At 66.3% G+C, this 25,013-nt stretch carries 24 protein-coding genes; 13 read left to right on the top strand and 11 right to left on the bottom strand.

What is annotated here, in order from left to right; translation table 11 throughout:
* Positions 1-198: 198 nt before the first annotated feature.
* Both IWX62_RS11690 and IWX62_RS11695 read right to left on the bottom strand, forming a co-directional pair.
* Positions 199-666: a pyridoxamine 5'-phosphate oxidase family protein gene (locus IWX62_RS11690; protein ID WP_196841598.1), complete on the bottom strand. Its 468-nt coding sequence runs from the start codon at positions 664-666 to the stop codon at positions 199-201.
* A gap of 65 nt (positions 667-731) precedes the next feature.
* Entirely contained in the window at positions 732-1,433 is a 702-nt protein-coding gene (locus IWX62_RS11695) for a FadR/GntR family transcriptional regulator (RefSeq protein WP_196841599.1), read from the bottom strand.
* Between the two features lie 147 nt (positions 1,434-1,580).
* On the opposite strand from IWX62_RS11695, the gene IWX62_RS11700 reads away from it, so the two are divergent.
* Genes IWX62_RS11700 through IWX62_RS11710 form a run of 3 tightly spaced genes read left to right on the top strand, consistent with a single transcriptional unit; the run spans position 1,581 to position 5,750 of the window.
* Positions 1,581-2,960 carry an SLC13 family permease gene (locus IWX62_RS11700; protein WP_196841600.1) on the top strand — a complete coding sequence of 460 codons (1,380 nt, stop codon included), beginning with the start codon at positions 1,581-1,583 and terminating at the stop codon, positions 2,958-2,960.
* 47 nt (positions 2,961-3,007) lie between these two features.
* A complete protein-coding gene (locus tag IWX62_RS11705; RefSeq protein WP_196841601.1) occupies positions 3,008-4,222 on the top strand; it encodes a CaiB/BaiF CoA transferase family protein in 1,215 nt (404 codons plus the stop codon).
* A gap of 1 nt (position 4,223) precedes the next feature.
* Positions 4,224-5,750 (top strand): carboxyl transferase domain-containing protein, encoded by a 1,527-nt coding sequence (locus tag IWX62_RS11710; RefSeq protein ID WP_196841602.1) that lies wholly within the window; start codon positions 4,224-4,226, stop codon positions 5,748-5,750.
* Position 5,751: 1 nt separating this feature from the next.
* Here IWX62_RS11710 and IWX62_RS11715 read toward each other — a convergent pair whose 3' ends face one another.
* From IWX62_RS11715 to IWX62_RS11725, 3 genes are read right to left on the bottom strand one after another with little or no spacing between them, the layout of a single operon-like run.
* On the bottom strand, positions 5,752-7,134 hold the full coding sequence (locus IWX62_RS11715; protein ID WP_196841603.1) for an MBL fold metallo-hydrolase: 1,383 nt from the start codon (positions 7,132-7,134) through the stop codon (positions 5,752-5,754).
* 29 nt (positions 7,135-7,163) lie between these two features.
* Positions 7,164-7,937, bottom strand: coding sequence for a sulfite exporter TauE/SafE family protein (locus IWX62_RS11720; RefSeq protein ID WP_196841604.1), 774 nt, complete (start codon positions 7,935-7,937; stop codon positions 7,164-7,166).
* Complete coding sequence (locus IWX62_RS11725; protein ID WP_196841605.1) at positions 7,934-8,551, bottom strand: rhodanese-like domain-containing protein; 618 nt, start codon at positions 8,549-8,551, stop codon at positions 7,934-7,936. Before IWX62_RS11725 ends, IWX62_RS11720 begins: the two co-directional genes overlap by 4 nt.
* A 125-nt stretch (positions 8,552-8,676) precedes the next feature.
* Here IWX62_RS11725 and IWX62_RS11730 point away from each other — a divergent pair, with 125 nt between their 5' ends.
* The 7 genes from IWX62_RS11730 (at position 8,677) to IWX62_RS11760 (ending at position 13,585) form a co-directional block, all read left to right on the top strand.
* Entirely contained in the window at positions 8,677-8,934 is a 258-nt protein-coding gene (locus IWX62_RS11730; protein WP_196841606.1) for a metal-sensitive transcriptional regulator, read from the top strand.
* 147 nt (positions 8,935-9,081) lie between these two features.
* Entirely contained in the window at positions 9,082-9,702 is a 621-nt protein-coding gene (locus IWX62_RS11735; RefSeq protein ID WP_196841607.1) for a sigma-70 family RNA polymerase sigma factor, read from the top strand.
* A 29-nt stretch (positions 9,703-9,731) separates the two neighbouring features.
* A complete protein-coding gene (locus tag IWX62_RS11740) occupies positions 9,732-10,553 on the top strand; it encodes a GAF domain-containing protein (RefSeq protein WP_196841608.1) in 822 nt (273 codons plus the stop codon).
* Between the two features lie 48 nt (positions 10,554-10,601).
* On the top strand, positions 10,602-11,231 hold the full coding sequence (locus IWX62_RS11745; RefSeq protein ID WP_196841609.1) for a DNA alkylation repair protein: 630 nt from the start codon (positions 10,602-10,604) through the stop codon (positions 11,229-11,231).
* Positions 11,232-11,340: 109 nt separating this feature from the next.
* On the top strand, positions 11,341-12,117 hold the full coding sequence (locus IWX62_RS11750; RefSeq protein ID WP_196841610.1) for a thioesterase family protein: 777 nt from the start codon (positions 11,341-11,343) through the stop codon (positions 12,115-12,117).
* 57 nt (positions 12,118-12,174) lie between these two features.
* Positions 12,175-13,206: an aldo/keto reductase gene (locus IWX62_RS11755; RefSeq protein ID WP_196841611.1), complete on the top strand. Its 1,032-nt coding sequence runs from the start codon at positions 12,175-12,177 to the stop codon at positions 13,204-13,206.
* Between the two features lie 94 nt (positions 13,207-13,300).
* A complete protein-coding gene (locus IWX62_RS11760) occupies positions 13,301-13,585 on the top strand; it encodes a DUF427 domain-containing protein (protein ID WP_196841612.1) in 285 nt (94 codons plus the stop codon).
* Here IWX62_RS11760 and IWX62_RS11765 read toward each other — a convergent pair whose 3' ends face one another.
* From IWX62_RS11765 to IWX62_RS11780, 4 genes are read right to left on the bottom strand one after another with little or no spacing between them, the layout of a single operon-like run.
* On the bottom strand, positions 13,586-14,956 hold the full coding sequence (locus IWX62_RS11765; protein ID WP_333483385.1) for a M1 family metallopeptidase: 1,371 nt from the start codon (positions 14,954-14,956) through the stop codon (positions 13,586-13,588). It lies immediately after the preceding gene.
* Complete coding sequence (locus IWX62_RS11770) at positions 14,953-18,825, bottom strand: Pls/PosA family non-ribosomal peptide synthetase (protein ID WP_196841613.1); 3,873 nt, start codon at positions 18,823-18,825, stop codon at positions 14,953-14,955. The genes IWX62_RS11765 and IWX62_RS11770 overlap by 4 nt, the downstream gene beginning before the upstream one ends.
* 38 nt (positions 18,826-18,863) lie before the next feature.
* The gene (locus IWX62_RS11775; RefSeq protein ID WP_196841614.1) at positions 18,864-19,295 is read right to left on the bottom strand and encodes a DUF2177 family protein; all 432 of its coding nucleotides are present in this window, start codon (positions 19,293-19,295) and stop codon (positions 18,864-18,866) included.
* Complete coding sequence (locus IWX62_RS11780; protein ID WP_196841615.1) at positions 19,292-19,675, bottom strand: DUF2177 family protein; 384 nt, start codon at positions 19,673-19,675, stop codon at positions 19,292-19,294. The genes IWX62_RS11775 and IWX62_RS11780 overlap by 4 nt, the downstream gene beginning before the upstream one ends.
* 19 nt (positions 19,676-19,694) lie before the next feature.
* Here IWX62_RS11780 and IWX62_RS11785 point away from each other — a divergent pair, with 19 nt between their 5' ends.
* Together IWX62_RS11785 and IWX62_RS11790 are read left to right on the top strand one after the other, a co-directional pair.
* Positions 19,695-20,438, top strand: a complete 744-nt coding sequence (locus IWX62_RS11785) for a lipoate--protein ligase family protein (protein WP_196841616.1) — start codon at positions 19,695-19,697, stop codon at positions 20,436-20,438.
* A 45-nt stretch (positions 20,439-20,483) separates the two neighbouring features.
* On the top strand, positions 20,484-21,290 hold the full coding sequence (locus tag IWX62_RS11790) for a PIG-L deacetylase family protein (protein WP_333483386.1): 807 nt from the start codon (positions 20,484-20,486) through the stop codon (positions 21,288-21,290).
* 122 nt (positions 21,291-21,412) lie between these two features.
* Here the strand turns inward: IWX62_RS11790 and IWX62_RS11795 are convergent, their stop codons facing one another.
* Both IWX62_RS11795 and IWX62_RS11800 read right to left on the bottom strand, forming a co-directional pair.
* Entirely contained in the window at positions 21,413-22,042 is a 630-nt protein-coding gene (locus IWX62_RS11795) for an MBL fold metallo-hydrolase (RefSeq protein WP_196841617.1), read from the bottom strand.
* Positions 22,042-23,127, bottom strand: a complete 1,086-nt coding sequence (locus IWX62_RS11800) for an S-(hydroxymethyl)mycothiol dehydrogenase (RefSeq protein WP_196841618.1) — start codon at positions 23,125-23,127, stop codon at positions 22,042-22,044. The genes IWX62_RS11795 and IWX62_RS11800 overlap by 1 nt, the downstream gene beginning before the upstream one ends.
* A 252-nt stretch (positions 23,128-23,379) precedes the next feature.
* On the opposite strand from IWX62_RS11800, the gene IWX62_RS11805 reads away from it, so the two are divergent.
* Positions 23,380-24,990: an HNH endonuclease gene (locus tag IWX62_RS11805; RefSeq protein ID WP_333483387.1), complete on the top strand. Its 1,611-nt coding sequence runs from the start codon at positions 23,380-23,382 to the stop codon at positions 24,988-24,990.
* The last annotated feature ends 23 nt before the right edge of the window (positions 24,991-25,013 follow it).

Genomic DNA, 25,013 nt, shown 5'->3' on the forward strand with positions numbered 1-25,013 from the left:
CACTGGCCAACTACCGTCAAAACCAGCTGCAGCAAAAGACTGCCGCTTAACCCGAAAAACGACTATCCCGTGTCTCACTTACTTGACACACCTCAGACAGCGCAGCGAAGATCCGAGGCGCTGAAGGAGCGCGTCAACGAACGCCCAGCACTCGGGCGTTCTCCATCCGAACCTCAGGACTGCCCACTAACTCTGGCGCTACTCCAGCCCGGCGCGCAGAGCATCATCCAATCGGCCGCCCCACGTGAGGGGTGCAGCTATCCGGAACCGGCGTCCGGTAACGGCCTCGGGAGTAATGCCAACGAAATGGTCCTTTTTGCCGGCTTCCCACGGCACAAGTAGCCGACCTACGGAGTTGAGCACCTCGGGTGTCCGCTCAAGCCTGTTGGCCGGACCCTTGACGATGACGCTCCAGGCGACACCACCATGATCATTGGTGCCGTCAATTTCCAGAGCAACGCGGCTTCCCAAAGCAGAGGCCAACTTGGTGCCATGGCTGGTCCGGAAAACCACCTTGTCGTGATCGACCTTGTAGTTAAGCGGAAAGATCTCGGGTTGAGCATTGGCCCACACCGCGAGGCGCCCAAACGACGTCAACCGCAAAAGATCCCAGCACTCGTCGGATGAAAGGATTTCGGTTTGTGGCACGGGTGCGTCAGTAGTCATGCGCCCGAGCCTAGGGCAGCAGCAAAATGGCTCCTAGGGCCAAAAGACCCACACCAAGCCCCCGGCTACTTCAGCAGCGCCACGTCAGAGACCAGATCGATGTGCGCTTGCATCGCCGCCGCGGCCGCGACGGAGTCCTGCGAACGGATCGCCTCGGCAATGATCCGATGCGACTTCAGCGACTGTTCGGGTCGACCCGGCTGGCCCAGCGACTCAATCCGGGTCTCCAACACCATCTCCGCGATGAACCCCATCAGCTGTGCCAGCACGGGGGAGTGGGCGGCAGAGGTGACCGCCTGATGGAACAGCTCATCACCATGGGTGCCACGATCTCCGGCGGCGATCTCCCCGGCCATCGCATCCAGCGCACGGTCGATCGCACCAAGATCCGCATCGGTCCGGCGGCCAGCAGCCAGCGAGGCGAGCTTCACTTCGAGGGTGCTGCGCGCCTCAGCAATCTCAGGCAACCGGTTCTGGTGCTCACGCAGTTTCCGGATCACGGTGGCCAGGCTCGGCCGATACACCAGCACTGCGCCGGTGCCGTGCTGGACGTCGATAATCCCCAACACTTCAAGGGCCACCAAGGCCTGCGCCAGCGTAGCCCGCGACACCCCCAACTGTTCCGCGAGGATCCGCTCAGCCGGCAACAGGTCGCCTGGGCCCAGCTGGGATTCTTCGATGTACACCAGGATCTGCTCCACCAGCTGCTCGTACAGCCGGGGCCGCGGTGCGCGGGCGAGCCGCCGTGGGTCGGGCAGTGCGTTCATCAGCGGTCCTCAACGTCAGCGGGGAGATGTCATGCCAGTGTAGGGGTCGGGCAGGTCACAATTGACAAATGGATCAGTGTCTAACAGTCTAGTCCAGTGCGCCGGTAACGTGCGTCACATCACACTTTCACTGGCGAAAGAAGACCCATGTCCGTCCAACTCCTCTCCATCATCATCCTGGCAGCGATGTTCCTCATCGCTACTCTGCTGCCCGTCAACATGGGCGCCCTCGCCTTTGTGGGCGCCTTCCTGCTGGGCGCGGTGTTCCTCGGCATGGAAACCGATGACATCATCGCCAACTTCCCGGGTGGGCTGTTCCTCACTCTGGTTGGCGTCACGTACCTGTTCGCGATAGCTCAGAACAACGGGACCATTGACCTCCTGGTCAACGGCGCCGTCAAGCTGGTCCGCAGCCGGGTAGCACTCATCCCCTGGATCATGTTCATCATCACCGGCGTCATCACCGCAGTGGGCGCCCTCGGCCCCGCGGCTGTCGCCATTATGGCGCCCGTCGCCCTCGGCTTCGCTGCCAAGCACAAAATCAGCCCCCTCCTGATGGGCATGATGGTGGTCCACGGTGCGCAGGCTGGCGGTTTCTCGCCCATCGCCGTCTACGGCGTCATCGTCAACGGCATCGTCGCCGACACCGGCTTCGAGTACAGCCCCATGGCTCTCTTCCTTTCCAGCCTGATCTTCAACTTCCTCATCGCCGTCGTCCTGTTCATGGTCCTCGGCGGCCGGAAACTGTTCTCAGCTCGGGTTGAGCAGTTCGTCGAAGGCGCCGCTGACGCCCGGATGCGCGCCAGCGTCGGAGCCCGCGCCTCAGGTGCCGACGTCGACTTCCGCGGCACCGGATCTGGTACGGACTCCCTCAAGGGCAAGACCAGCACCAAGACCGACGACGGCGCTGTCGCCACCGAAGGCAAGCAGACTCTCGCGCAGTACGCCACCATCGCCGGCCTGGTCATCCTCGCCGTCGTGGCACTGGGCTTCAAGGTCGACGTCGGCTTCGTCGCCATCACGGTCGCCGTCGCCCTGGCGCTCATCTCCCCGCGGTCCCAAAAGGGAGCGGTCGAGAAGATCAGCTGGTCAACGGTGCTCCTGATCTGCGGCATGCTCACCTTCGTCGGCGTCCTGCAGGAAGCCGGCACCATCGAATACGTCTCCGACGGCGTCGCCAGCCTCGGTATGCCGCTGCTTGCAGCCCTGCTGATCTGCTACATCGGCGCAGTCGTCTCAGCGTTCGCTTCCTCCACAGCGATTCTTGCCGCACTGATTCCACTGGCCATCCCGTTCCTCGAATCGGGTGAAATCGGGGCGATCGGCGTCATCGCCGCCCTCTCCATCGCCTCAACGGTGGTCGACGTGTCACCGTTCTCCACCAACGGCGCGCTCGTGCTCGCCAACGCCCCCGAAGGCACTGACAGGGACCGCTTCTACAAGCAGATCCTCGCCTACGGCGGCATCGTCGTCGTCGTCGGACCGCTGGTCGCCTGGCTGGTCCTCGTGGTTCCGGGGTGGCTCTAAGCCCTGAACGCCGGAACCGGACACCCCCACCGAGAGGAAAGATCACCATGACCACAGCTACCCCCGGCCCCGCAGAGCGTTCCGGCCCACTCGCCGGCACCCTCGTGGTGGACCTGAGCCGCGCGCTGGCAGGCCCGCACGCCGGAATGATGCTGGCCGATCTCGGCGCCCGTGTGATCAAGGTGGAGAACCCCGGTTCCGGCGATGACACCCGCGGTTGGGGCCCACCCTTCGTGGGCCCCGACGATAACCCTCAGGCCACCTATTTCCTGTCCTGCAACAGGAACAAGGAATCCATCGCCCTGGATCTGAAGAGCGACGACGGCAAGAAGATCCTGACCGCCCTGCTGGAACGGGCCGACGTCGTCGTGGAGAACTTCCGGCCGGGCGTCCTGGACCGTCTGGGGTTCTCCACCGAGGCCATGCACCAGCTCAACCCCCGCCTGGTGATCCTGTCGATCACCGGGTTTGGGCACGACGGTCCCGAGTCCAGCAGGAGCGGGTACGACCAGATCTTGCAAGGCGAGGCCGGGCTGATGTCGCTCACCGGGCCCAGCCCGGATGACCCGCAGCGTGTCGGCGTACCGATCGCTGACCTGCTCTCCGGAATGTACGGCGCCTACGGAGCGCTGGCGGCGCTCCTGGAACGGGAGAAGACCGGCAAGGGCCAGGTGGTCCGCACCTCGCTGCTCGCCGCGCTGATCGGTGTCCACGCCTTCCAGGGCACCAGGACCACCGTCGCCGGGGAGGTGCCGAAGGCGCAGGGCAACCATCACCCGTCCATCGCGCCGTACGGTCTGTTTAGCTGTGACGCCGGCAAGGTCCAGATCAGCGTCGGTAGCGAGAAGCTGTGGCAGAAGTTCGCCTCCACCTTCGGGCTCGACGCCGGCCGCGCCGAGTTTGCCAGCAACGGCGACCGCGTCCGGAACCGCGACCTCCTGATCGGCGAGATCGAGAAGGCCTTCGCCGCCTACGAGTCGGTACCCCTGCTGGCGAAACTCAACGAAGCCGGCATCCCGGCGGGCAAGGTCAGGTCCCTCGATGAGGTGTACGAGTGGGAACAGGTGAAATCGCAGGGCCTGCTGATCGACGTCGAGCACCAGTTGCTGGGCAAGGTCAGCCTCCCTGGCCCGCCACTGCGGTTCTTCGACGGCGCCGAGCAGGAGACCACCAACATCACCCATTCGGCGCCTCCGCTGCTGGATCAGGATGGCGCCGACATCCGGCGCTGGCTGGACGACGCCCTGGCAAAGGACTCCTAGCGTGACTGCGGCCCAGCCGGTGCGCCACCTGACGGCGGCGGAGCTGATCGATGTGGTCCTCGACCCGGGCACGTTCACGTCCTGGGATGCACCCGTGGCAGGGCCGCACCCCGACGAAAAGTACGAGCGGGAGCTGCAGGCCGCGCGGGACAGGAGCGGGGTGGACGAGTCGGTGCTCACCGGGGAGGGCCTCATCCGGGGTCGGCGGGTGGCGGTGATCGTCTCGGAGTTCCGGTTCCTCGCGGGGTCCATCGGGCTGGCTGCCGCCAACCGGATTGTTGAAGCGATTGAACGCGCAACCCGGGAGAAGCTGCCGCTGCTGGCGGGGCCAGCGTCCGGTGGGACCCGAATGCAGGAGGGCACGCTCGCGTTCCTCTCGATGGTGAAGATTTCGGCTGCTGTCCGCACCCATCGGCGGGCCAGGTTGCCGTACCTGGTGTATCTGCGGCACCCGACCACCGGCGGCGTCATGGCCTCCTGGGGCTCACTGGGCCATGTCACAGTGGCTGAACCGGGGGCGCTGCTCGGCTTCCTCGGCCCCCGGGTCTACGAGGCGCTGTACGGCACCCCGTTCCCGGAGCACGTGCAGGTCTCCGAAAACCTGTACGACAAGGGCCTGATCGACGCCGTCGTACCCCCAGAACTGCTCTCCGAGATTGTCGACCGTGCGCTGAACGTCCTGACCCAGCAGGTCAGCGAACCCGTGGCGCCGCCGGCAACCCTCGACGTCGGCCCCTCCCCGGTGGCCGCCTGGACTTCCATCGAGATCTCCCGCAACCGGCGCCGTCCCGATCTGCGCCGCCTGCTCAGTTGGGCCGCCCAGGATGTGCTGCCGCTCAATGGCACCGGGCAGGGCGAGAAGGACCCCGGGCTGCAGCTTGCGCTGGCCCGCTTCGGGAACCAGTCCTGCGTGGTGTTGGGGCACAACCGGTCCCGGTCCACTCCCGAAAGCGCGATGGGCCCCGCGTCCCTCCGCGAGGCCCGTCGTGGCATGAAGCTGGCTGAGGAGCTCGGCCTGCCCTTGCTGACCGTGATCGACACGGCCGGCGCGGCACTGTCCAAGGACGCCGAAGAAGGCGGCCTGGCCGGCGAAATTGCCCGGTCACTCTATGAGCTCATCGGCCTGCAGTCGCCGACCGTGTCGGTGCTGCTGGGGCAGGGCGCCGGCGGGGGAGCGCTGGCACTCCTCCCCGCCGACCGCACCATCGCCGCCCATCACGCCTGGCTGTCGCCGCTGCCTCCCGAAGGTGCGAGCGCGATCATCCATCGCAGCACCGAATTCGCCCCGGCGCTGTCCGAGGCGCAGGGCGTCAACGTGGCTTCGCTGCACGGGAACGGCCTGGTGGACCACATCGTGGACGAGCGCGACGACGCCGCCGACGAAGCCAAGGCGTTCTGCCTGCGGATGGGCGCTGCCATCGAGTACGAGCTCTCGGCGCTGGCCGGGGCCCCCATCGACGAGCTGCTGTCCCAGCGCACCGCCAAGTACCGGGACCTGGGGCCACGCCTGGCAGCGGCGACCGACTGAGTCAGTTCGCCGCGGCCCAGGCGGCGTAGCTGCCCTCGAGTTCGACGACGTCGTACCCTTCGTGTCGGAGCGCATTCGCTGCCACTGAGCTGCGGACCCCGCTCTGGCAGTAGGTGACGATGGTGCCCTCAGTGGGTAGCTGGTCGAGGTTCCACAGCACCCGGCCCCCGCTCAGTTGCTGGGAGCCGGGGATGTGCCCCGCTGCGTGCTCGCCCTTGGCGCGCACGTCCAGCAGCAGCGCCCGCTCCAGCGAGGCAAGGTCCTCCGGTGCCACGGTCCGGGGAACACTGGTCGGCAGCCCCTCCAGCCCGGTGACATACCCGGCAACCCGGTCGATTCCCACCCGGACCAGGTGGTCCCACAGGTCATGTGCCTGCTCCTGGTCCGACGCCAGCAGGACCAGCGGACGCAGATCCCGGGCCGGATCCACGGCCCAGGAACCAAAGCTGGCGGTGCTCTTGCCTGCCGGGATGTTCAGTGCTCCCGCTACAGTGCCCTCGTGGACCGCGGTGTTGGGGCGGGTATCGACGAAGGTCAGTTCATTGGCGTCCAGTCCCCGAACGACGTCGGCCGCGCTGAGTTCCTGCAGCGGAGCACGGGAACCCAGCAGGGCCGGTCCCTCACGGTTTTCCTTTTTCATCCGGGCGAAATAGGCGTGGGCATCGGGCTGGCCGTCGAGCAACTCGTCGATGAACCCCTGTTCGTCGTCGGCGGCGAGGTACGGTCCCCACCAGGCGTACAACCTCTCATAGCCCACCGTGGTGGACGGGACGGCGCCGAGCGCCTTGCCGCAGGCACTCCCGGATCCGTGCCCGGGATGGACCTGCACATGGTCCGGCAACGACAGGAAGACGTCGCGCAGGCTGGCGAAAAGATGCTTCGCTCCGGCGAACCGGGTGTCGACACCGCCTGCCGCCTCATCCAGGAGGTCCGGGCGCCCCAGATCTCCGGCGAAGACAAAGTCGCCGGAGAGTAGATACCCGGGCTGGTCGGTGAATGCCCCGTCGGTGATGAGGAAGGACAGGTGCTCGGGGGTGTGGCCGGGCGTGTGCAGTGCCTTGACGGTGATGTTCCCGATGGTGATGGTGCTGCCGTCGTACAGCCGCTCGGCGGTAAACCCGTACTGCCAGTCCACGCCGCCCTCTCCCGACACATACAGTGCGGCTCCGGTAGCGGCGGCCAGCTCCCGTGATCCTGATAGGTAATCGGCGTGGATGTGCGTTTCGGTGACCGCAACAATCCTCATGCCGTTGGCCGCGGCCATCGCCTGATAGACGCCGATATCCCGGCGCGGGTCGACGACCACTGCCTCGCCTTGGCGTTGGCAGCCGATGAAATAGCTGGCCTGGGCAAGATCCTCGTCATAGATACGTTCAATAAGCATGGGGTTCTCCTTCTGGATGGGTGGGGTGGTCAGGGAGCGACGAGCAGTGCGACGGCGGTGCTGGCCGCCACCCACGCCGCGACGGTGAAGATGAGGATGGCGAACGCCACCCGGATATGGCGGTCCTGCACCAGCCGTGCGAGACGGCCGGCGACGAGCGATCCAAGAATCGCGGGGAGAGCGAAGGCCAGCGTCAACGGCCAGTCGATGCTGAAACCGACAGCGTGGGCGCTGAATCCGGCGGCAGAGTTGATGGCGATGATGGCCAGGGAAGAGCCGACCGCCTGTTTCAGCCCCAGCCCAAGGAACAGGGTGAGCGCGGGGGTCAGGAGGAACCCGCCGCCGACTCCTAACAGTCCGGTGAGGAACCCGACCAGCACCCCGACGGCGAGGGCCTTCGGTGCGCACGATCGGAAGGACCGCCCGGGACCGGTGCTGCAGGACCCGGTGGCTTCGGCGACCGAGCCGAGCATGCGGATCCCGGCCACCACCATGATTGCTGCGAAAATCAGCATCAGCAGGTCTGGGTTTAACAGCTCACCGACGGCGGCGCCGCCCCAGGCGGCGGGGATGCCCGCCGCCCCGACGAGCCCGACCACCGGCCAGTTGATGCCGGCGCTCAGCCGGGGCAGCAAAGCCGCCACTGAGGCCGCCCCGACCACCAGCAGGGAGGTGGGGATGGCCTCGCCGGTGCTCATACCGACGCCGTAGACCAGTGCCGGAACGGCGATGATTGATCCGCCGGCTCCGACGAGTCCCAGGATGATCCCGACGGCGAGCCCCAGGCTGAGCGCAGCGATCATGAGGCCAGGGCCGTGCTTTCCCCGTCCTGGGGGAGGGGGAGCTGCGCTATTGCTGATTCGCGGGTGTGTTCCGTCTGTGCGCGGTTCCAGGGCAGTGCGGACAGGGCGTTGCCCATGGCGCAGGTGTTGGTTGCGGCCGAGAACGTGAGCCCGGCGCCGATGACTCCGGCGATACCCCGGATTTTCGGCGAGACGAAGCGGCCGCCGGTGAGCCCGAGTAGGACCAGGGATCCGGCGGTGAGACGGACCTGGCGCTCCAGGTCCCAGGTGGTCTTTCCCTTGACCACGGCGCCGCCGTCGGCGGCATACCCTGCGGTCCCGCCGGTCAGCACATAGGCGGAGTCAAGGCCGGCACCGTTCAAGCGCTGCCGTGCCTGTTCGGCGCGGGCACCCGACTGGCAGACCAGGACCACGCGGCTGTGGAGCCGAGAGGCGAACTCCTCGGTGTGCTCGGACAGGAGCGGCAGCGGGACGTTGTAGGCGCCGCGGATGTGCAGGGAAGCGAACTCGGCCGCCGAGCGGACGTCGATCACCACGACGTCCTCGTGGTCCTGCTGCCAGGCTCGCAGTTGCTGGGGGGTGAGCGCGGTCAGGGTGGGGGAGTCATGGGCCATCGTGGGGTTCCTCTCGGATGAAGCGGTAAAGGTGGATACCCCACTGAGTATTACAGATACCCAAGGGGGTATACAAAACACCCCGCTGGGTATACTTCGTAGACCACCACAACCTGGAGAGACCCATGCAACTCGATACCTCAGAGCTGACCCCCGTGATCAACCGCCTGAAGCGCGCGCAAGGCCAACTGGTCGCTGTCACCCGGATGCTCGAGGAGGGCAAGGACTGCAAGGACGTCATTACCCAGTTGGCTGCCGTGTCCAAGGCGCTGGACCGTGCCGGGTTCGCGATCATCGCCACCGGGCTGGAGCAGTGCCTCACCAGTGAGGACGCGACCATGGACAAGAAGGAACTGGAAAAGCTGTTTCTCTCGCTCGCCTGAGCCCCTGGAGTGCCGCTCCGCCACCCTGGCTGCGCGCCGCTCTTGCGGGTGGCCTGCCGGGATGGCATAGTTCGGACGGTGTGGGCCCCGACGACGCATCCGCGTCGCTGGTCTCGAACTGCACGCTTCACTTAACGGCGAGGTCTCATGTCATACAGCACTACTCTCGGTCCTTCCGATTCGCCATTGGATTATCCGGAGGGAATTCCTCCACTGGTCGAGCTTCTCCTCCGTACCGCTGATGGGGACCAGCCAGCGTTTTCCTCCCTGTACGAGGCCACCTGCAAACGGGTGTATGGGCTGGTGCTGAGGGTCATCAAGAACCCGGCGATCGCTGCAGAAGTAGTTCAGGAGGTTTACCTCCTGCTCTGGACCTCGGCCGGACAGTTCGACGCCGATCGGGGGTCGCCACAAAGCTGGATCTTCACCCTTGCGCACCGCCGCGCCGTCGACAGGGTGCGTAGCGAGCAGAGCGCGGTGGGACGGGATGCCGCGTACATCCGCCGTGCGACCGCCGTGCGGCAGGTCTCCGTCGAGGATACGGTCTACCACACGATGATGTCCGAGAGCGTCAGGAAATGCCTTGCGGCCCTGACTCCCCGCCAGGCAGAGGCCATCAACCTTGCCTATTATCGGGGACTCACGTATGTGCAGGTGGCCGAAACGCTCCAGATCAAGCTTCCCACCGCGAAGTCGCGGATCCAGGCCGGACTGATCCGCCTGCGCGACGCGATGGAAGCCGACGGTTACGACGCCCACTCACGATGAGCATGGGGAAACAGGAAGAGAGGTAACTCATGGATCCCTACCTACAGCAATGGTTTGCGCGCCTGGCCGCGGTGAAGTCCGGTCTTGACCTTGACGCTGCCTGGGCTACCTACACCGGCCTCGGCGGTTCATGCGACCTGGTCGAGTTCACGGCATACGTTCACGGCCTGGTGCAGCTTGACGACTTTCAGCGGGACATGGTGTCGCACGCCATCAACGAGATGCTCGACGACGGGAACTCACCGGTGCGGCGTGCCGCCTACACCACCGACGACGTTTCCCTCGCCACAGGGGTTCCCACTGAAAGCAGCTTCGAAGGTTGGACCGACCCGGCATTGCGGCGGCTCACGACGACGTCGGCCGCGCTGTTCCCCCTGGATCCCAGCGAATCCCACCGTCTGCGGTCCCTGCACCGAACCGGCCTGATGGGATCGGTGCGTGAGGAGCGGTTTGACAGGATTACCCGCGAGGCCCAGGCAGTGTTTGGCGTCAGCTCTGCCTCGATCGCGCTGATCGGCCAGCACCGCCAGTTCATTAAATCTGTGGCCGGACCCATCGGCGCGAACGTCCCGCGCCGGATTTCCTTCTGCAACCAGACCATCCGCAGCAACCGTGTGCTCGTGGTGCACGACGCCCTGACGGACCGGACGTTCCGCAACAACCCGCTGGTGCAGCTGAAGCCGCACATCAGGTTTTATGCGGGGCACACGCTGCGCGGTCCTGACAACTGGCCCATCGGCACCCTGTGCGTCATCGACGACCGTCCGCGGGGCTTTTCGGACGCCGACGAACTGGCGCTCAAGCAGCTCACCGCCCAAGCCCAGGAACAAGTGGAGTCCGCACCGGCCTAGCCGCTGGCGTGACCCACCTGGTGTACCGGAAGTGACGCAGGAAACACAGTGAGCGACGCCGGGGAGTTCATCGATGCCGGGATGCAGCGGGAGGCCTCAGGGGAGCGTGCGGCGGACCAGGCTAACGGTCTCCGGGCCTACGGATCCTCGGTGGGTGCCATCCGCGGGACAGTCCGCGATGCCTTCCGCCGCCACCGGGGGATGGATCACGACCCCGTGCTCTCGCTGTGTTCCGAGCTGTGGGCCGTCCCGGTTTTTGAGCGTCGGCTTGCCGCGGTGGTGGTGCTGCAATCGAAGCTTTCGCTGCTCCAGGTCACCGATCTGACCCGCATCGAGGGGTTTCTGCGCCAGGCGGGCGGACCGGAGCTCACTGACCCACTCGCCATCGACGTGGTAGGTCCGCTGATCGATCGGCTGCTCCCACGGGACGGGAAACGAGCCGCCGGCGTGCTGGACCGGTGGGCGGGCGACGTCGACCCGTGGCTCAGCCGGGCGGCCCTGCTGTCACCCCTGCGTCCCCTGCGCGCCGGCGGCGGTGACTGGGACGGGTTCATCCGACGGGCCCGGGCGGCGCTGGCTGAGAATCATGCCATGTCCGACGTCGTCAGCGACGCTGTTGCGCTGGTTCTGGGGGAGATGGCGGGGATCAGGCCGGAGCTAACGCTCCCTCGGCTCTAGGCCGGCCCGGGCTCAAGCTGGCAACGCGTCATAGACTGGTCCTTCGGCGGCCGCGACGGCGGCGCCGCGGCCCCACCAGCAAACCCGATCCAGCAAAGGTGCTTCTTCTATGTCAGATTCCTACTATCGCTCCCTGGGCGACGGGAGCTTCGAGTCGACCATCCACGCCCAGGGCGCCTGGAACCCCGAGGAACAGCACATGGCACCGGCGGCCGGCCTGCTGGCCCACTGCCTGGAGCAGCACAGCCCCCGGCCGGACCTCCGGATGGCACGCCTCAGCTTCGACATCCTCGGGATGATCCCCGGCGGGGCGTTTGACGTGATCGTGAAGGTGATCAGGCCCGGCAAGACTATCGAACTGTTGGAAGCCGAGATGATCTCCGGCGGACGCACCGTGATCCGGGCGAAGGCCTGGCGGCTCGCAAAGGCCGACAGCGCTGCAGTAGCGGCGATCGAGGACCCGCCGATGCCCGGGCCCGACGCTGCGGGCCCGTTTGCCGAGATGACCGCCTGGCCCGGCGGGTACATCGAGTCGCTTGAATTTCGGGTAGTGGAGGGGCACCGTCCCGGCCGCGGCCGGGTGTGGCTGAGGACGCCTCACCAAATGGTGGAGGACCTTCCCACCCCGGATCTGGTCCGGCTCATCGGCCTGATCGATACCGCCAACGGCGTGTCAGCCCGCGTCGCACCGGGGCCGGGGAGCTGGATGTTCCCGAACCTTGACCTGCAGGTCCACTTGTACCGGGAACCGGCCGGGGAATGGCTTGGACTGGAGACCAGCGTCAGCTTTGGCACTGACGGCATAGGGCTGACCTCCGCGGTCCTGCACGACACGACGGGCCCGTTTGGCCGTGCCGAGCAGATCCTGACCATCAGGAAAATCTAGTCCTGCAACTAGGGTGGAGACGGGAAGCACAACCAGTTGATCCAAAGGAGCAGCACCATGGAATACCGGAAACTTGGAAATAGCGGCACTGCCGTCTCGGCGTATGCCCTCGGCACCATGACGTTCGGAGCTGAAGCGGATGAGGCCACCTCGCACCAGATCATGAGCGCCTACACGGCGGCGGGCGGTAACTTCATCGACACCGCCGACGTGTACACGGCAGGTGCGTCCGAGTCGATCATCGGTTCCTGGCTGGCCAGGAATCCCGCCGACCGGGACCAGATGGTCGTGGCGTCGAAGGGCCGCTTCCCCATGGGCGACGGCGTCAACGACCTGGGTTTGTCCCGCCGCCACCTCCGTCGTGCGCTCGATGACTCGCTGACCCGGTTGGGCGTGGACCACATCGATCTGTACCAGGTTCACTCCTGGGATCCGCTGACCCCGCTCGAGGAGACCCTCAGTTTCCTCGAGGACTCGATCCGCAACGGCAAGATCGGGTACTACGGGTTCTCCAACTACTCGGGCTGGCAGTTGACCAAGGCCGCCATGATGGCGAAGGCCCAGGGTTGGAACGCACCGGTTACCCTCCAGCCCCAGTACAGTCTCCTGGTCCGCGAGATCGAATCGGAAATTGTCCCGGCGGCGCTCGACGCCGGCATCGGCCTGCTGCCCTGGTCGCCTCTCGGCGGCGGCTGGCTGACCGGCAAGTACCAGCGCGACACCTCACCCACCGGGGAGACCAGGCTCGGCGAGAACCCTGAGCGCGGGATGGAAGCCTGGAAGGAACGCAACTCCCAGGAACGGACCTGGCGCATCATTGACACCGTCGTGGAGATCGCCGCCGAGCGCGCGGTGACAGCGTCACAGGTGGCCCTGGCCTGGGTTGCGCAGCAGCCGGCCGTCACCTCGGTGATCCTCGGTGCGCGGAACACCGCCCAGCTCGCCGACAATCTGGGCGCCGACGCCGTGAAGCTCACCGCCGGGGAAGTTGACCGGCTCAGCACTGTGAGCGCCCCCGAGGTCTCCGATTACCCCTACGGTGTGCCGGGCCAGGAGCAGCGCAGCCGGATCATCGACGGCGGGCGCTGAACCTGGGAGGGGCGCCAGCGGAATGCTGACGCCCCCTCCGCGGTTGGTAATGATTACCAACCCGTTCAGGGATCTTCAGAGAAAGGCCAGCACCATGGCAAAGGCAATGTGGAACAACGTGGTCATCGCGGAGTCAGACAACACGGTGATGGTGGAGGGGAATCACTACTTTCCCAGGGATTCGGTGAAGGCCGAGTACCTCACCGACAGCAGCATGACCACTGTCTGCCCGTGGAAGGGTACAGCGAGCTACTTTTCGCTGACGGTCGACGGCGATGTGAACGACGACGCCGCCTGGACCTATCCCGACCCGAAAGCCAAAGCGGAGAACATCCGTGACCATGTGGCGTTTTGGCGCGGTGTGACAGTCACCGGCTGACTAGTCGCGCCGGGGTCGGGGCAACAATGGAAGCCGGGTCTGATACAACCAGGGTTTCAGCAGTTCCGCAGCGTCAAAACCTGTCACCCCGGCGCAGACGTCGTCTGCCACGGTCACCAGATCCGCTGTGGCGACGTTGCGATGCCCGAACTGGGTGGTCCAGGCGCGGAGCAGGGTGAAGAACAGCTGATCGCCGACTGAAGTTCTCAGGGCATGCAGGGCGAGAGCGCCCCGCTTGTAGACCCGGTCGTCGAACATGTTCACCGCGCCGGGATTGCCAATCAGCAGATCTTCGGGCTCGGCTGCCAGGCCGCGCCAGGCGTTCGTCGCGCGCTGTTCAGTCGTCAGGCTCCCCGATTGTTCGGACCACAGCCACTCGGCGTAGCAGGCAAATCCCTCATGCAACCAGATGTCCCGCCAGGAATCGGCGGTCAGCGAGTTGCCGAACCACTGGTGGGACAGTTCGTGGGCGATGAGCCGCTGGGATTCCCACCCGATGGTCAGATGGTTGCGGCCGAGGATCGACAGTGACTGCGCTTCCAACGGAATCTCCAGGACATCATCGGCCACCACCACCGTGTACGCCCCAAAGGGATACGGTCCGAAAAGTTCGATGAACAAAGCCATCATCTCCGGCTGCCTGACCAGCGCCCGGCGTGCGGCCTCGCGTAATCCGGCCGGTGCGGCAATGAACTGGGGGACCGGTGAGGTGCTGGAGCGGTCCAGCTGGTAGCGCCCGATCTGGACCGTCGCAAGATAGGTGGCCATCGGCTCTGGCTGGTTATACACCCAGGTGCCGCGACTGGCACGGGGAGTGTGGGAGATCAGCTGACCGTTGCAGATGGCCCGGTAATTCGCGTCGGTGGTCACCGCGATGCGGTAAGTGGCTTTCTGGCTGGGGTGGTCGTTGCAAGGGAACCAGGACGGGCTGCCGGTGGGCTGACCCGCGACAAGGACGCCGTCGGTCAGTTCCTCCCAGCCCAACTCACCCCAGACGCTCTTCAGGGGAAGCGGATACCCACCGTATTTGATGTGGAGAGTGAACTCCTGGCCACCCGTCAGCGGTTCAGCCACTGTCACCACCAGTCGGGAACCCCTCAGACTGAACCGGAGCACCCGTCCCGCGTCAAGGTTCACCCTGGTGACCTTCAAGCCGGCCACGTCCAGTTCAATCCGGTGCAGCAGACGGGACGCCGGCCCGGCGGCCCGGCCGGTGATGACGGCGCGGCCCGCCAACCGGTTGCTGGCCAACCGGTAGTCAAGGTCGAGATCGTAGTGCAGCGCGGTCCAGTCCCCGGAGCCGTGCCCTGGCGTGTAGGGATCAACGCCGCCGGAGCTGTTCGCCCGCATGCCGTCGACAGCCTGAGTCATGGTGAGGCCGCCGGTCGTTTCCAGGGGCTGACCGGGTTGCCGATCCAGTAACTGCCGGCGGGGACCGTCTCACCGCGCATCACCAGCGACGCCGGTCCGACGGTTGACCCCTGGTCCAGACGGGCAGCGGGAAGTATCACTCCGTGCGGTCCCATGGTTGCGCCATCCATCAAGGTTACGGTGTCCATGGACATCACCCGGTCATGAAACAGGTGCGTCTGGATGACGCAGCCCCGGTTCACCGTGGCGCTGTCGCCGAGGGTCACCAGATCGGCCTCCGGCAACCAATAGCTTTCACACCACACGCCATGACCGATCTTCGCCCCCAGCGCCCTGAGCCACCACACCAGCGACGGGCTGCCGCTGGCGGCGCGGGCGAACCACGGGGCGGTCACCGTTTCGATGAAGGAGTCGACCACCTCGTTGCGCCAGATGAAGGAGCTCCACAGCGGATGTTCGCCCGCGCGGATCCGGCCCACCAGCAGCCACTTCACGACGACGGCGCTGAAGGCCGCCACCGTGCCGGCAGCCAGCATGACCACCCCGCTGAGCAGCGCGGCCACGGGGTACCCCCAGGCGAGGGCCATCGCGTCGAGCCCCACGAGCACCAGCACCGCGATGGCCACGGTGAGCAGGGTCGCGGCGAGCCGGCACACTTCCCAGGCGCCCCGGGCCACCTTCAGCCGCCGGGGTGGGTCGAAGGTCCGGGTCTGGTCGGCGTCCATCTGGGTGCGGCGCAACCGGACGGGTGGGCTGCCCAGCCAGGACGTCCCGGCTTTTGCTTTGGCGGGGGTAGCTGAGAGCACCGCGACGAGGGAGTTCTTCGGCACCCGGCGGCCCGCCGCGGTCATCCCCGAATTGCCGAGGAAGGCCCGTTTCCCGATCTTCGCCGGGGCCACCTTCATCCAGCCCCCGCCGAGTTCGTAGGAGGCCACCATGGTGTCATCGGCGAGGAAGGCGCCGTCGCCAATCGTTGTCATTTTCGGGACCAGCAGCACAGTCGAAATCTCCACGTTCTTGCCGACCGCGGCGCCCAATAGTCTCAGCCACACCGGTGTGAAGAGACTGGCGTACAACGGGAACAGCAGGTCGCGCGCCAGGTCGAGGACCCGTTCGGTGGCCCACACCTGCCAGCCGACACGACTGCGGACCCGGTGGTATCCCTCCCGCATCCCGACGCCGAGCAGCCGGACGGTGACGAGGATGAGCAGCATGGCTGCCACAAACCAGAGCAGGCCGGCGAGCGGTACGGACCAGGCAAGCTGGGGCAGCGCGCCGGACAGGGCGGGGGAGCCGCGCAGGGCGGCAAGAATGGGCAGGGCGGCGATGGCTGCGGCCAGGTAGGGGATTCCGGCGAGCACCCCCGAGGCGGCGGCGAACGCCGGGAAGCTGATGGTCCGGGATGACGCCGGAGGGGCGTCGGGCCAGATGGGTTTGGCTTTTCCGACCCGGGTGGCGGGCGATCCGGCGTAGTGCTGGCCGGAGCGGACCTTCCCCAGCACCGCCGAACCGGGTGCCACCTGTGAGTCGGCGCCGATTCGGGCACCCGGCATGAGCGTACTTCTGGTGCCGATGACTGCCCGTTCGCCGATGCTGATCCGGCCAATGTGGACCAGGTCGCCGTCAACCCACCAGCCGGAGAGGTCAACCTCGGGTTCCACCGAGCTTCCGCTGCCCAGGTGGAGCATTCCGGTGACCGGCGGGACTGAGTGGAGGTCGACGTCGCGCCCGATTTTCGCACCCAGCGCCCTGGCGTAGTAGGTGACCCAGGGGGCGCTGGCCAGGCTCACGGCGGCGGCCATGTCGGCTATCTGCTCGGCAAGCCACAGCTTCAGGTGCACCCTGCCGCTGCGGGGGTAGCTTCCCGGCCGGACGCCGCGGAGCAGGATCCGGGCGGCGGCCACGGAGATGCCCATCCGGCCCAGCGGGCTGACGAAGACCGTCCAGCTGGCCAGGATCCACCACCAGGACAGGGTGGGAGCCGCCGTGACGCCGGCCACGGCGAGCACCTCGTTGATGATCATCAGGTAGGTCAGCCACCGCATACCCACGAGCAGGTGCAGCGGGAGCCCCATCAGGGTCTGGAAGACCTGGGCTTTGCGGGTGGTGCGGGCAACGTTCCGTTCAACCCTGATGGTTCCACCGACGGGTTCCGAGTGGCGGACCATGTCGATCAGTGCACCCACCCGGGGATGAGCGTAGATGTCGGCCACTGTCACCGTCGGATACCGCTGCCGCAGGGCGGAGACCAGCTGCGCCGCTGACAGGCTGCCGCCACCCTGGGCGAAGAAGTCGGCATCCAGTCCCGACGCCGGGAGGCCGAGCACCGCTGTCCACTGGTCCACCACCCACTGGGCTTCGTCGTCGAGTTGCGGCACGTCGGCCGGGTCTGTCTGGGCCAGCGGCCACGGCAAGGCAGCGCGGTCCACTTTCCCACTGGTTTTGGTGGGGAGGGAAGCGGTCTCGCTGAGCATCGGAATGAGTGCTGCGGGCAGGGAGCCGACGAGTTGGGAGCGGAGCTCCGGCAGGTCGAGCGGCGCACCCGCCGCTACCAGATAGCCCACCAGCACCTGATTGCCGGCGGCGGTGGTCTGCACGGCTGCAGCGGCGCCGGCGACTCCCGGTAGGGACTGGAGGGCGGCATCCACCTCGCCGAGTTCGATGCGCCTGCCGCCAAGCTTGATCTGCTCGTCGGCGCGTCCCATGAACTCGAGGCCGGCAGGGTCGAACCGGACCAGGTCACCGCTGCGGTAGGCACGGTCCCAGCCCAGCGATGGCATGGCGGCATACTTTTCCTTGTCCTTGTGCGGATCGAGGTAGCGGGCCAGGCCAACGCCGCCGATGATCAGCTCGCCGATCTCGCCGGCGGCCACCGGGACGCCCTCGCCGTCGACGACGGCCAGGTCCCAACCATCCAGCGGAAGGCCGATGCGCACCGGGCCCGGCCCGCCCAGCAGCGCGGCACAGGCGACCACCGTCGCCTCGGTGGGGCCGTACGTGTTCCACAGTTCCCGGTCCTCGGTGGCCAGCCGTGCCGCCAGTTCGGGAGGGCAGGCTTCGCCGCCGAAAATGAGCAGCCTGACCGCTTCAAGCGACTCCACCGGCCAGAGAGCGGCGAGGGTGGGAACAGTCGAGACCATGGTGATGCCGTGGGTGATCAACCATGGACCCAGGTCCATCCCGGAACGCACCAGCGCGCGGGGTGCGGGAACCAGGCACGCACCATGACGCCAGGCGAGCCACATTTCCTCGCAGGAAGCGTCGAAGGCCACCGACAGCCCGGCGAGCACGCGGTCGGTGGGGCCCGCCGGTTCGGCCTGCAGGAACAGTCGGGCTTCGGCGTCGACAAACGCTGCCGCCGAGCGGTGGGTGACCGCAACCCCCTTGGGGGTTCCGGTGGATCCGGAGGTGAAGATGATCCAGGCGTCGTCGTCGGGGCGTGGCATGCGTGGAGCAGGGAACGGTGCCTCTCTTCCCTTCTTCACCACGGGTGCGCGTCCGGCCCTGATCATTCCCGCGACACCGGCTTCGGAGAAGACGAGTTTGGCACGCTCGTCGGGGTCGTCAGCGTCGACGGGGACGTAGGCGGCACCAATCATGAGGGTAGCGAGGATGGCGATGTACAGCTCGGCAGTTCCGGATGGGATCCGGATACCGATTCTGTCGCCCACGCCCAGCCCTGCCAGGTGAAGCTCCTTGCCCATCGCGCGGACACTCGACAGCAGCTCGGCGTAGCTGAGGCTGGTGGTGCCGTCGTCGAGCGCCGAGGCGTCAGGATAGGCATCTGCGGTGGCGGTGAGGATGTCGATCAGGGTGCGCGGCTGCGGGGCCGCTGACCGGCGGGACAGTTGCGGGGTATGCGGTGTCACCTGCTAAGTGTCCCACCCGGGAACACTGCCCGGCGCGGCTACACGCCGTCGTCGGGCCGGGGTTTGCCGCGCCGGTTGAGACGGCTGATGGTCGAGTACGCGGCCGCACAAATCCCGGCGGTCAGGACGGTGCCCCAGATGGTGTCGATCAGCAGCATCTGGGCTGGCCAGTCGCGGAGGGTTGCTGCGTTGGTGAAACCGTAGGTGCCGTAGGCGGCGAAGCCGAGGACCGCGCCGGAAATTGCTGCCGTCTTCAGGCTGCCCTTTTCCAGGGCGGGTCTGACGGCGAGCCAGCAAGCAGCCGCGGCGTAGGCAAGATAGAACACCACCGCATACCCGAGTGAAGCTTGCTCGGCCATCAGCGGACCGATCCAGCCCCGGTAGGTCCCCGCCATGGCGAGCAGCCAGGGGATGTCGAAGAGCAGGAAAAATGCCGCCACCACCGCTGTGTCGCGGGCGAACCGGATCATGCGAACACCAGATACGTGACCAGGGTGATGAGGCCGGTCAGAGCGGTGCCCCAGGCGAGGTCGACAGCGATCAGGACAGCAGGCCACCGCTTCAGCGTTGAGGCGTTGGTGAGGTCGTAGGTCGCATAGGCGAAGAAGCCCAGGGCCCCGCCGTAGCCTGCTGCGGCCAGCCAGGAGTCGGCGGCGAGGGCAGGCTGGACAGCGAACAGCACGATGCCGGCTATATAGATTAGGTAGAACGCTGCCGCGTAGAGAAAATTGGGTTTGTCGGCGAGCTGGTCGCCCAGGTGCCGACGGTAGAACGTGCTCATTGATTTGAGCCAGATTGCGTCGAGCAGCAGGAATGTTGCTGCGGCAACCAGAAACTGCAGGAAGACCATGGACAGGAGCCTAACCTAGATGACCGGGACAGACCTGGTGGTGGTGCGCGACGGCGTCTCGGCTGGCGCCGCAGCTGACCTGGCGGCGGGCATCGCGCTGCTGCGTGCCGTGGCTGCGGGGGAGCGGCCCGCCACGCTGCGGCTGTACCGTCCCGAGCCCACTCTTGCCTTTGGGCAGCGGGATACCCGGCTGGCCGGGTTTACGTCAGCCGAAGCCGCTGCGCGGTTGCACCAGTTTGAGCCGTTGGTCCGCCGTGCGGGCGGCCGGGCGGCTGCGTATCACCGCGGGTGCCTGGTCATCGATCATGTTGAGCCGCAGACCGATGCGGTGGCCGGGTCGCGGAAACGGTTCGCCGGGTTCGGTGAACTCCTTGCGTCAGCGCTGCGCTCGGTGGGTGTGGCCGCGGCGGTGGGCGAAATTCCTGGCGAGTACTGTCCTGGGGAGTACAGCGTGCACGGTACCGGCGACGACGGACAGCGCGTGAAGCTGGTTGGGACGGCCCAGCGGGTGGTGTCCGGTGCGTGGCTTTTTTCCTCGGTGGTGGTGGTGGAAAACTCGGCGCCGATCCGGGAGGTACTGACGTCGTCGTACGCGGCAATGGGACTGGACTGGGATCCCTCGACGGCGGGCTCCGCCAACGATCTTGTTCTCGGGATTAGTGTCGACGACGTCGAGCGCGCCATCCTGGCTGCCTACATGCGAGCGGGCTACACACTCAAGCCGTCGGAGGCTTCCGCAGCCCTCCTGCCCGGCGTATCCTGACTGCCAGAATGACCGTTCGGAGCTGATCAAGCCGGGAGGCGTTGAATGGCAGCAACTGAACATCCTCGGCTGCTCTCAGCAATGCTAGTGGTCGCACACCCCGACGACGACGCCTACGGGCTGGCGGGGAGCGTCGCCTTGCACTCGGGTGACCCAGGATTCCGGTTCATTCTGGTCCACGCGACCGACGGGGCCGCGGGCGAGATTCCGCCGGGCTTTCCTGCTACCCGTGAGTCCCTGGGGGCGGTGCGCAGGGGTGAGTGCCGCAACGCCTGGAGTGCGCTGGGACGGGTTCCCGACCGGCACATCTGGCTGGACTATCCGGATGGTGCGGTGGCCGAGGTGCCCTTCGAGGAACTGGTGGGCGGGATCGCTGCGCTGTTGGAGGAGGAACACCCCGATGTGGTGGCCACGTTTGGTCCGGACGGGATCACCGGGCATCCAGATCACATCACGGTGGGGAGGGCCACCGATGAGGCATTCCATCGGTGCCGGGCGGCAGCTGGACCCGGGCTGCGCAGGCTGCTCCACGGGGCCATGAAGGCGTCGACGTTTGAGCGGTGGAATGCTGCGCGGGTGCGTGCGGGAAAGGAAGCCTGGGATCCGTCCCGGGTGTATCACCTGCGGGGTGTGCCTGATGAGTCGATTGGGATGGAGGTGGACACCACAGCGGTGGCCGACCGGATCGTCGCCGGCCTGTCTCAGCATCGCAGCCAGCTCCATCTGATCTCCGACCCGACCAGGAGCGCTGGCGATTGGCGGCGAACGGTGGGCCGGGAGTTTTTCGTTGTTGCCTGGCCACCCCGGGACTCTGCGGACCCGGTGTTGTGTGACATTTTCGAGGGGCTCTAGGGCTTGGGGCTTGGAGCTTGGGGCTTGGAGCTTGGAGCTTGGAGCTTGGGGTTTGGAGCTTAAACGGCGACCGCCCTGCAGCCAGAAGTGCCACGGGGCGGTCGTCGTCGTGCTGGCGGGCTTTAGTGGCCGCGCTTAATCCACTCATCAAGGGATGGTGCTTCGTCGCCGACCGTGGTCGAATCGCCGTGTCCGGGGCGCACCACCGTGTCAGCCGGGAGGCTGAGCAGGCGATCGCGGATGGATTCGATGATGGTGGGGAAGTCGCTGAAGGACCGGCCGGTGGCGCCTGGGCCGCCCTGGAACAGGGTGTCGCCGGTGAAGACGGTGCCCGCCTCCTCAAGGTAGAAGCTCACCGATCCGGGGGAGTGCCCGGGGGTGTGCAGCGCCTTGAGGGTGACGCCAGCGACGGCGAACTCGTCGCCGTCGCTGATCTCGTGGTCCGGTGCGGTGCCGGGGTACACCTGGTCCCACAGCATCCGGTCGGCGGAGTGGAGATGGATGGGGGCCCGGACGGCGTCGTACACGGCGCCGACGGCGCGGATGTGGTCATCGTGCCCGTGGGTCAGCAGGATGGCTCGCACCTGCCGACCCTTGATCTGTTCGACAACCGCTTCAGCACTATGGGCGGGGTCAATGACGATGCACTCCGTGTCATCGCCGATGATCCAGACGTTATTGTCAACGTCCCAGGTGCCGCCGTCGAGGGAGAAGGTGCCGGAGGTGACGAGGCGCTCAACGCGGACTGCCATCAGAGCACCACCACCGAACGGAGCACTGAACCATCGTGCATTTTGTCGAAGGCTGCTTCAACCTGGTCCAGGGTGATGCGCTCAGTGACGAAGGCGTCGAGGTCCAGGTTGCCCTGCTGGTAGTGGCTGACCAGCATGGGGAAATCCCGGGATGGCAGGCAATCGCCGTACCAGGACGACTTCAGTGAGCCGCCGCGGCCGAAGACGTCGAGGAGTGGCAGTTCCAGCACCATATCCGGGGTGGGGACGCCTACCAGCACCACGGTGCCGGCCAGGTCGCGGGCGTAGAACGCCTGCTTGTAGGTTTCGGGGCGGCCGACGGCGTCGATCACCACGTTGGCCCCGTTGCCCTCGGTGAGGGCCTGGATGGCCTCGACGGCGTCCTGGCTCTTGGAGTTGACCGTGTGGGTGGCCCCGAGCTTCCTGGTGGCTTCGAGCTTCCGGTCGTCGATATCGACGGCGATGATCGTCGTCGCGCCCGCAAGCTTGGCGCCAGCGATGGCAGCGCTGCCCACTCCACCACAGCCGATCACAGCCACCGAGTCGCCGCGGCGGACGTTTCCGGTGTTGATGGCGGCGCCAATGCCTGCCATGATGCCGCAGCCCAACAGGCCGACGGCGGCGGCATCCGCAGCGGGATCCACCTTGGTGCACTGGCCGGCAGCAACCAGGGTCTTCTCAGCGAAGGCGCCAATGCCCAGGGCGGGGGACAGCTCGGTGCCATCCTCAAGGGTCATCTTCTGGGTGGCGTTGTGGGTGTTGAAGCAGTACTGGGCTTCGCCGCGGCGGCAGGCACGGCATTCGCCGCACACAGCGCGCCAGTTGAGGATGACCCGGTCGCCGGCCTTCACCTCGGTGACATCGGGTCCGACAGCGCTGACTACACCGGTGGCTTCGTGGCCGAGGAGGAACGGGTAATCGTCGCTGATGCCACCCTGCTTGTAGTGCAGATCGGTGTGGCAGACGCCGCAGGTGAGAATATCCACCAGCGCTTCACCCGGTCCCGGATCAGGCACGAGGATGGTCTCGATGCTGGCTGGGGCGTTTTTTTCCTTGACAACTACGGCTTGGACTCTGTGAACCATTTCTACACGGTCCTTTCACTTGGGTACCGGGCGGTTAACCCCAGCATAGGCACGGACACCGACAGCGGTTCAATCAGGTGATCCGTGACCCATATCGGCTGCGGTGAGTGCTGGTTAACGTTAGGGCGGAAAGCACGGCAACGAGCGCAGCCCTTGCGCCCTGTTTTCTGCGTGATAAAACTTTTCAACATTCTTTCTGGCCTCTCCCACATCCCGGCTAAAAATGTCAGAGCCCGATGATGTGATGGGGGTATGAAGCAGCAGGAAAAGGCAGGTGGAGGCCGCAGCATTGCTGAGGTTTTTTCGGCCAGCCTTGGTGGATCGGCGGTCCCGTGGGCGGAGACTGATCCGTCATGGAGTCCCGGTGAGGTTGCGGGGGTGTTGCGGCAACCGGGTAGGTCCGCCCGGAGCCATCGGTTTGCCGGCAACAGCCTGGCCACCGAGGTAGAACTGGCCGACCCAGCCTCGCTGGTGGGGATGCTGCTGCCCCAGGATCCCGGTCGAGCGACTGCTCAGGAACCGGCCAAGGACCCGGCGAAGGAACCGGCGAACAGTTCAGCTGACAATGCGGCTGGCGACGTGCCAGGGCCGTCCGGCGACGCACCTGATACGGCTGAGTTGTTGGTGGCGGTGGGTCGGCTGGGGTCGTGGGTTGCTGCCCGGGAAGCCGAGTTGGTTGCTGCGCTCCATGATGAGGTGCAGGCCGCGGCCGCCGCGCTGGCTGCGTCCCGGCCGGGATCGGGGCAGGTCGGTAGCGGACTTGGCTTCACTCTCTCGGCTGAGGAACTGGCTCCTTTGCTCAATATTTCCGGGCGGGCGGCGCACCGGTTGCTGGGACAAAGCCTGACCCTGGTCCTGGACCTCCCGAAGACCCTGCACTGCCTGGGTTGGGGGATGATCTCGGTCCGGCAAGCCCAGCTGATCGCCGATGAAGCTCTCTTCGTCCCGGCGGAGGTGTTACCCGGGTTCGAGGACCAGGTCCTGGCGCGCGGCGCGCATCTGACCCCACCACGGTTGAAAGCGATCTGTCACCGGGTCCGGGAGAAAATTCATCCCGAATCTGTTGCCACCCGCAAGGCTGCCGCGGCCCGGGACCGGCACGTGGAAGTGAGCCCAGCCCAGGACGGGATGGCCTGGTTGTCCGCGTATCTGCCCGCCGAGCAGGCCTGTGGCATCGAACACCGTCTGAGCTTCACCGCCCGGGCCCTGCAGAACCCGTCCGAATCCCGGACCCTCACCCAACTCAAGGCCGACATGTTCAGCGACCTCCTCACCCACCACTGCCCACCCACCGAAAGTACACACCGCGACGACCCGGAAGCCGGGACCGCTGGTGCTACTGGTGCTGCTGGTGGGGGTGGGTTGGTTGATTTGGCGTCGGTGAAGGGGGTGCAGCCGGTGGTGTTCGTGACCGTTCCGGTGCTGACCCTGCTCGGCGGTGATGGTCCGGGCGAACTCGATGGTTACGGGCCGATCGACCCGGACACGGCCCGTCGACTTGCCGCCCACGCACCAGGTTTCATCAGGATCCTCACCCACCCCGAGACCGGGACCGTCCTGAGCGTCGGACGGGACCGCTACCGGGTCCCGAAGGACCTGCGCAACACCATCCTCGTCAGAGATAAAACCTGCCGCCATCCCGGCTGTAACCGGCCCGCACCGGTCTGCGACATCGACCACACCATCCCCTGGCACCAGGGCGGGACCACCAGCTACGACAACCTCGCAGCGCTCTGTAAACGTCACCACATGCTCAAAACCGAAGGCTACTGGCGCTACGAACAACCCGAACCGGGCACCATCACCGCGACCTCACTGACCGGCAAAAGCTACACCACCCTGCCCCAACCACCACCCTTCTAAAGGGCATCGCGAGCGCACCAAGG

Origin of the sequence: Arthrobacter sp. CAN_A1, from assembly GCF_015751665.1 — a bacterium.
Lineage (GTDB): Bacteria > Actinomycetota > Actinomycetes > Actinomycetales > Micrococcaceae > Arthrobacter_D.

Coding starts and splice junctions, on each gene's coding strand:
- IWX62_RS11720 (WP_196841604.1), bottom strand. CDS start 7,937: ATGATCGCTGCGCTCAGCCTGGGGCTCGCCGTCGGGATCATCCTGGGA.
- IWX62_RS11800 (WP_196841618.1), bottom strand. CDS start 23,127: ATGGTTCACAGAGTCCAAGCCGTAGTTGTCAAGGAAAAAAACGCCCCA.
- IWX62_RS11705 (WP_196841601.1), top strand. CDS start 3,008: ATGACCACAGCTACCCCCGGCCCCGCAGAGCGTTCCGGCCCACTCGCC.
- IWX62_RS11780 (WP_196841615.1), bottom strand. CDS start 19,675: ATGGTCTTCCTGCAGTTTCTGGTTGCCGCAGCAACATTCCTGCTGCTC.
- IWX62_RS11755 (WP_196841611.1), top strand. CDS start 12,175: ATGGAATACCGGAAACTTGGAAATAGCGGCACTGCCGTCTCGGCGTAT.
- IWX62_RS11795 (WP_196841617.1), bottom strand. CDS start 22,042: ATGGCAGTCCGCGTTGAGCGCCTCGTCACCTCCGGCACCTTCTCCCTC.
- IWX62_RS11740 (WP_196841608.1), top strand. CDS start 9,732: ATGGATCCCTACCTACAGCAATGGTTTGCGCGCCTGGCCGCGGTGAAG.
- IWX62_RS11750 (WP_196841610.1), top strand. CDS start 11,341: ATGTCAGATTCCTACTATCGCTCCCTGGGCGACGGGAGCTTCGAGTCG.
- IWX62_RS11695 (WP_196841599.1), bottom strand. CDS start 1,433: ATGAACGCACTGCCCGACCCACGGCGGCTCGCCCGCGCACCGCGGCCC.
- IWX62_RS11805 (WP_333483387.1), top strand. CDS start 23,380: ATGAAGCAGCAGGAAAAGGCAGGTGGAGGCCGCAGCATTGCTGAGGTT.
- IWX62_RS11690 (WP_196841598.1), bottom strand. CDS start 666: ATGACTACTGACGCACCCGTGCCACAAACCGAAATCCTTTCATCCGAC.
- IWX62_RS11715 (WP_196841603.1), bottom strand. CDS start 7,134: ATGCTTATTGAACGTATCTATGACGAGGATCTTGCCCAGGCCAGCTAT.
- IWX62_RS11700 (WP_196841600.1), top strand. CDS start 1,581: ATGTCCGTCCAACTCCTCTCCATCATCATCCTGGCAGCGATGTTCCTC.
- IWX62_RS11775 (WP_196841614.1), bottom strand. CDS start 19,295: ATGATCCGGTTCGCCCGCGACACAGCGGTGGTGGCGGCATTTTTCCTG.
- IWX62_RS11725 (WP_196841605.1), bottom strand. CDS start 8,551: ATGGCCCATGACTCCCCCACCCTGACCGCGCTCACCCCCCAGCAACTG.
- IWX62_RS11735 (WP_196841607.1), top strand. CDS start 9,082: ATGTCATACAGCACTACTCTCGGTCCTTCCGATTCGCCATTGGATTAT.
- IWX62_RS11730 (WP_196841606.1), top strand. CDS start 8,677: ATGCAACTCGATACCTCAGAGCTGACCCCCGTGATCAACCGCCTGAAG.
- IWX62_RS11765 (WP_333483385.1), bottom strand. CDS start 14,956: ATGACTCAGGCTGTCGACGGCATGCGGGCGAACAGCTCCGGCGGCGTT.
- IWX62_RS11760 (WP_196841612.1), top strand. CDS start 13,301: ATGGCAAAGGCAATGTGGAACAACGTGGTCATCGCGGAGTCAGACAAC.
- IWX62_RS11785 (WP_196841616.1), top strand. CDS start 19,695: ATGACCGGGACAGACCTGGTGGTGGTGCGCGACGGCGTCTCGGCTGGC.
- IWX62_RS11790 (WP_333483386.1), top strand. CDS start 20,484: ATGGCAGCAACTGAACATCCTCGGCTGCTCTCAGCAATGCTAGTGGTC.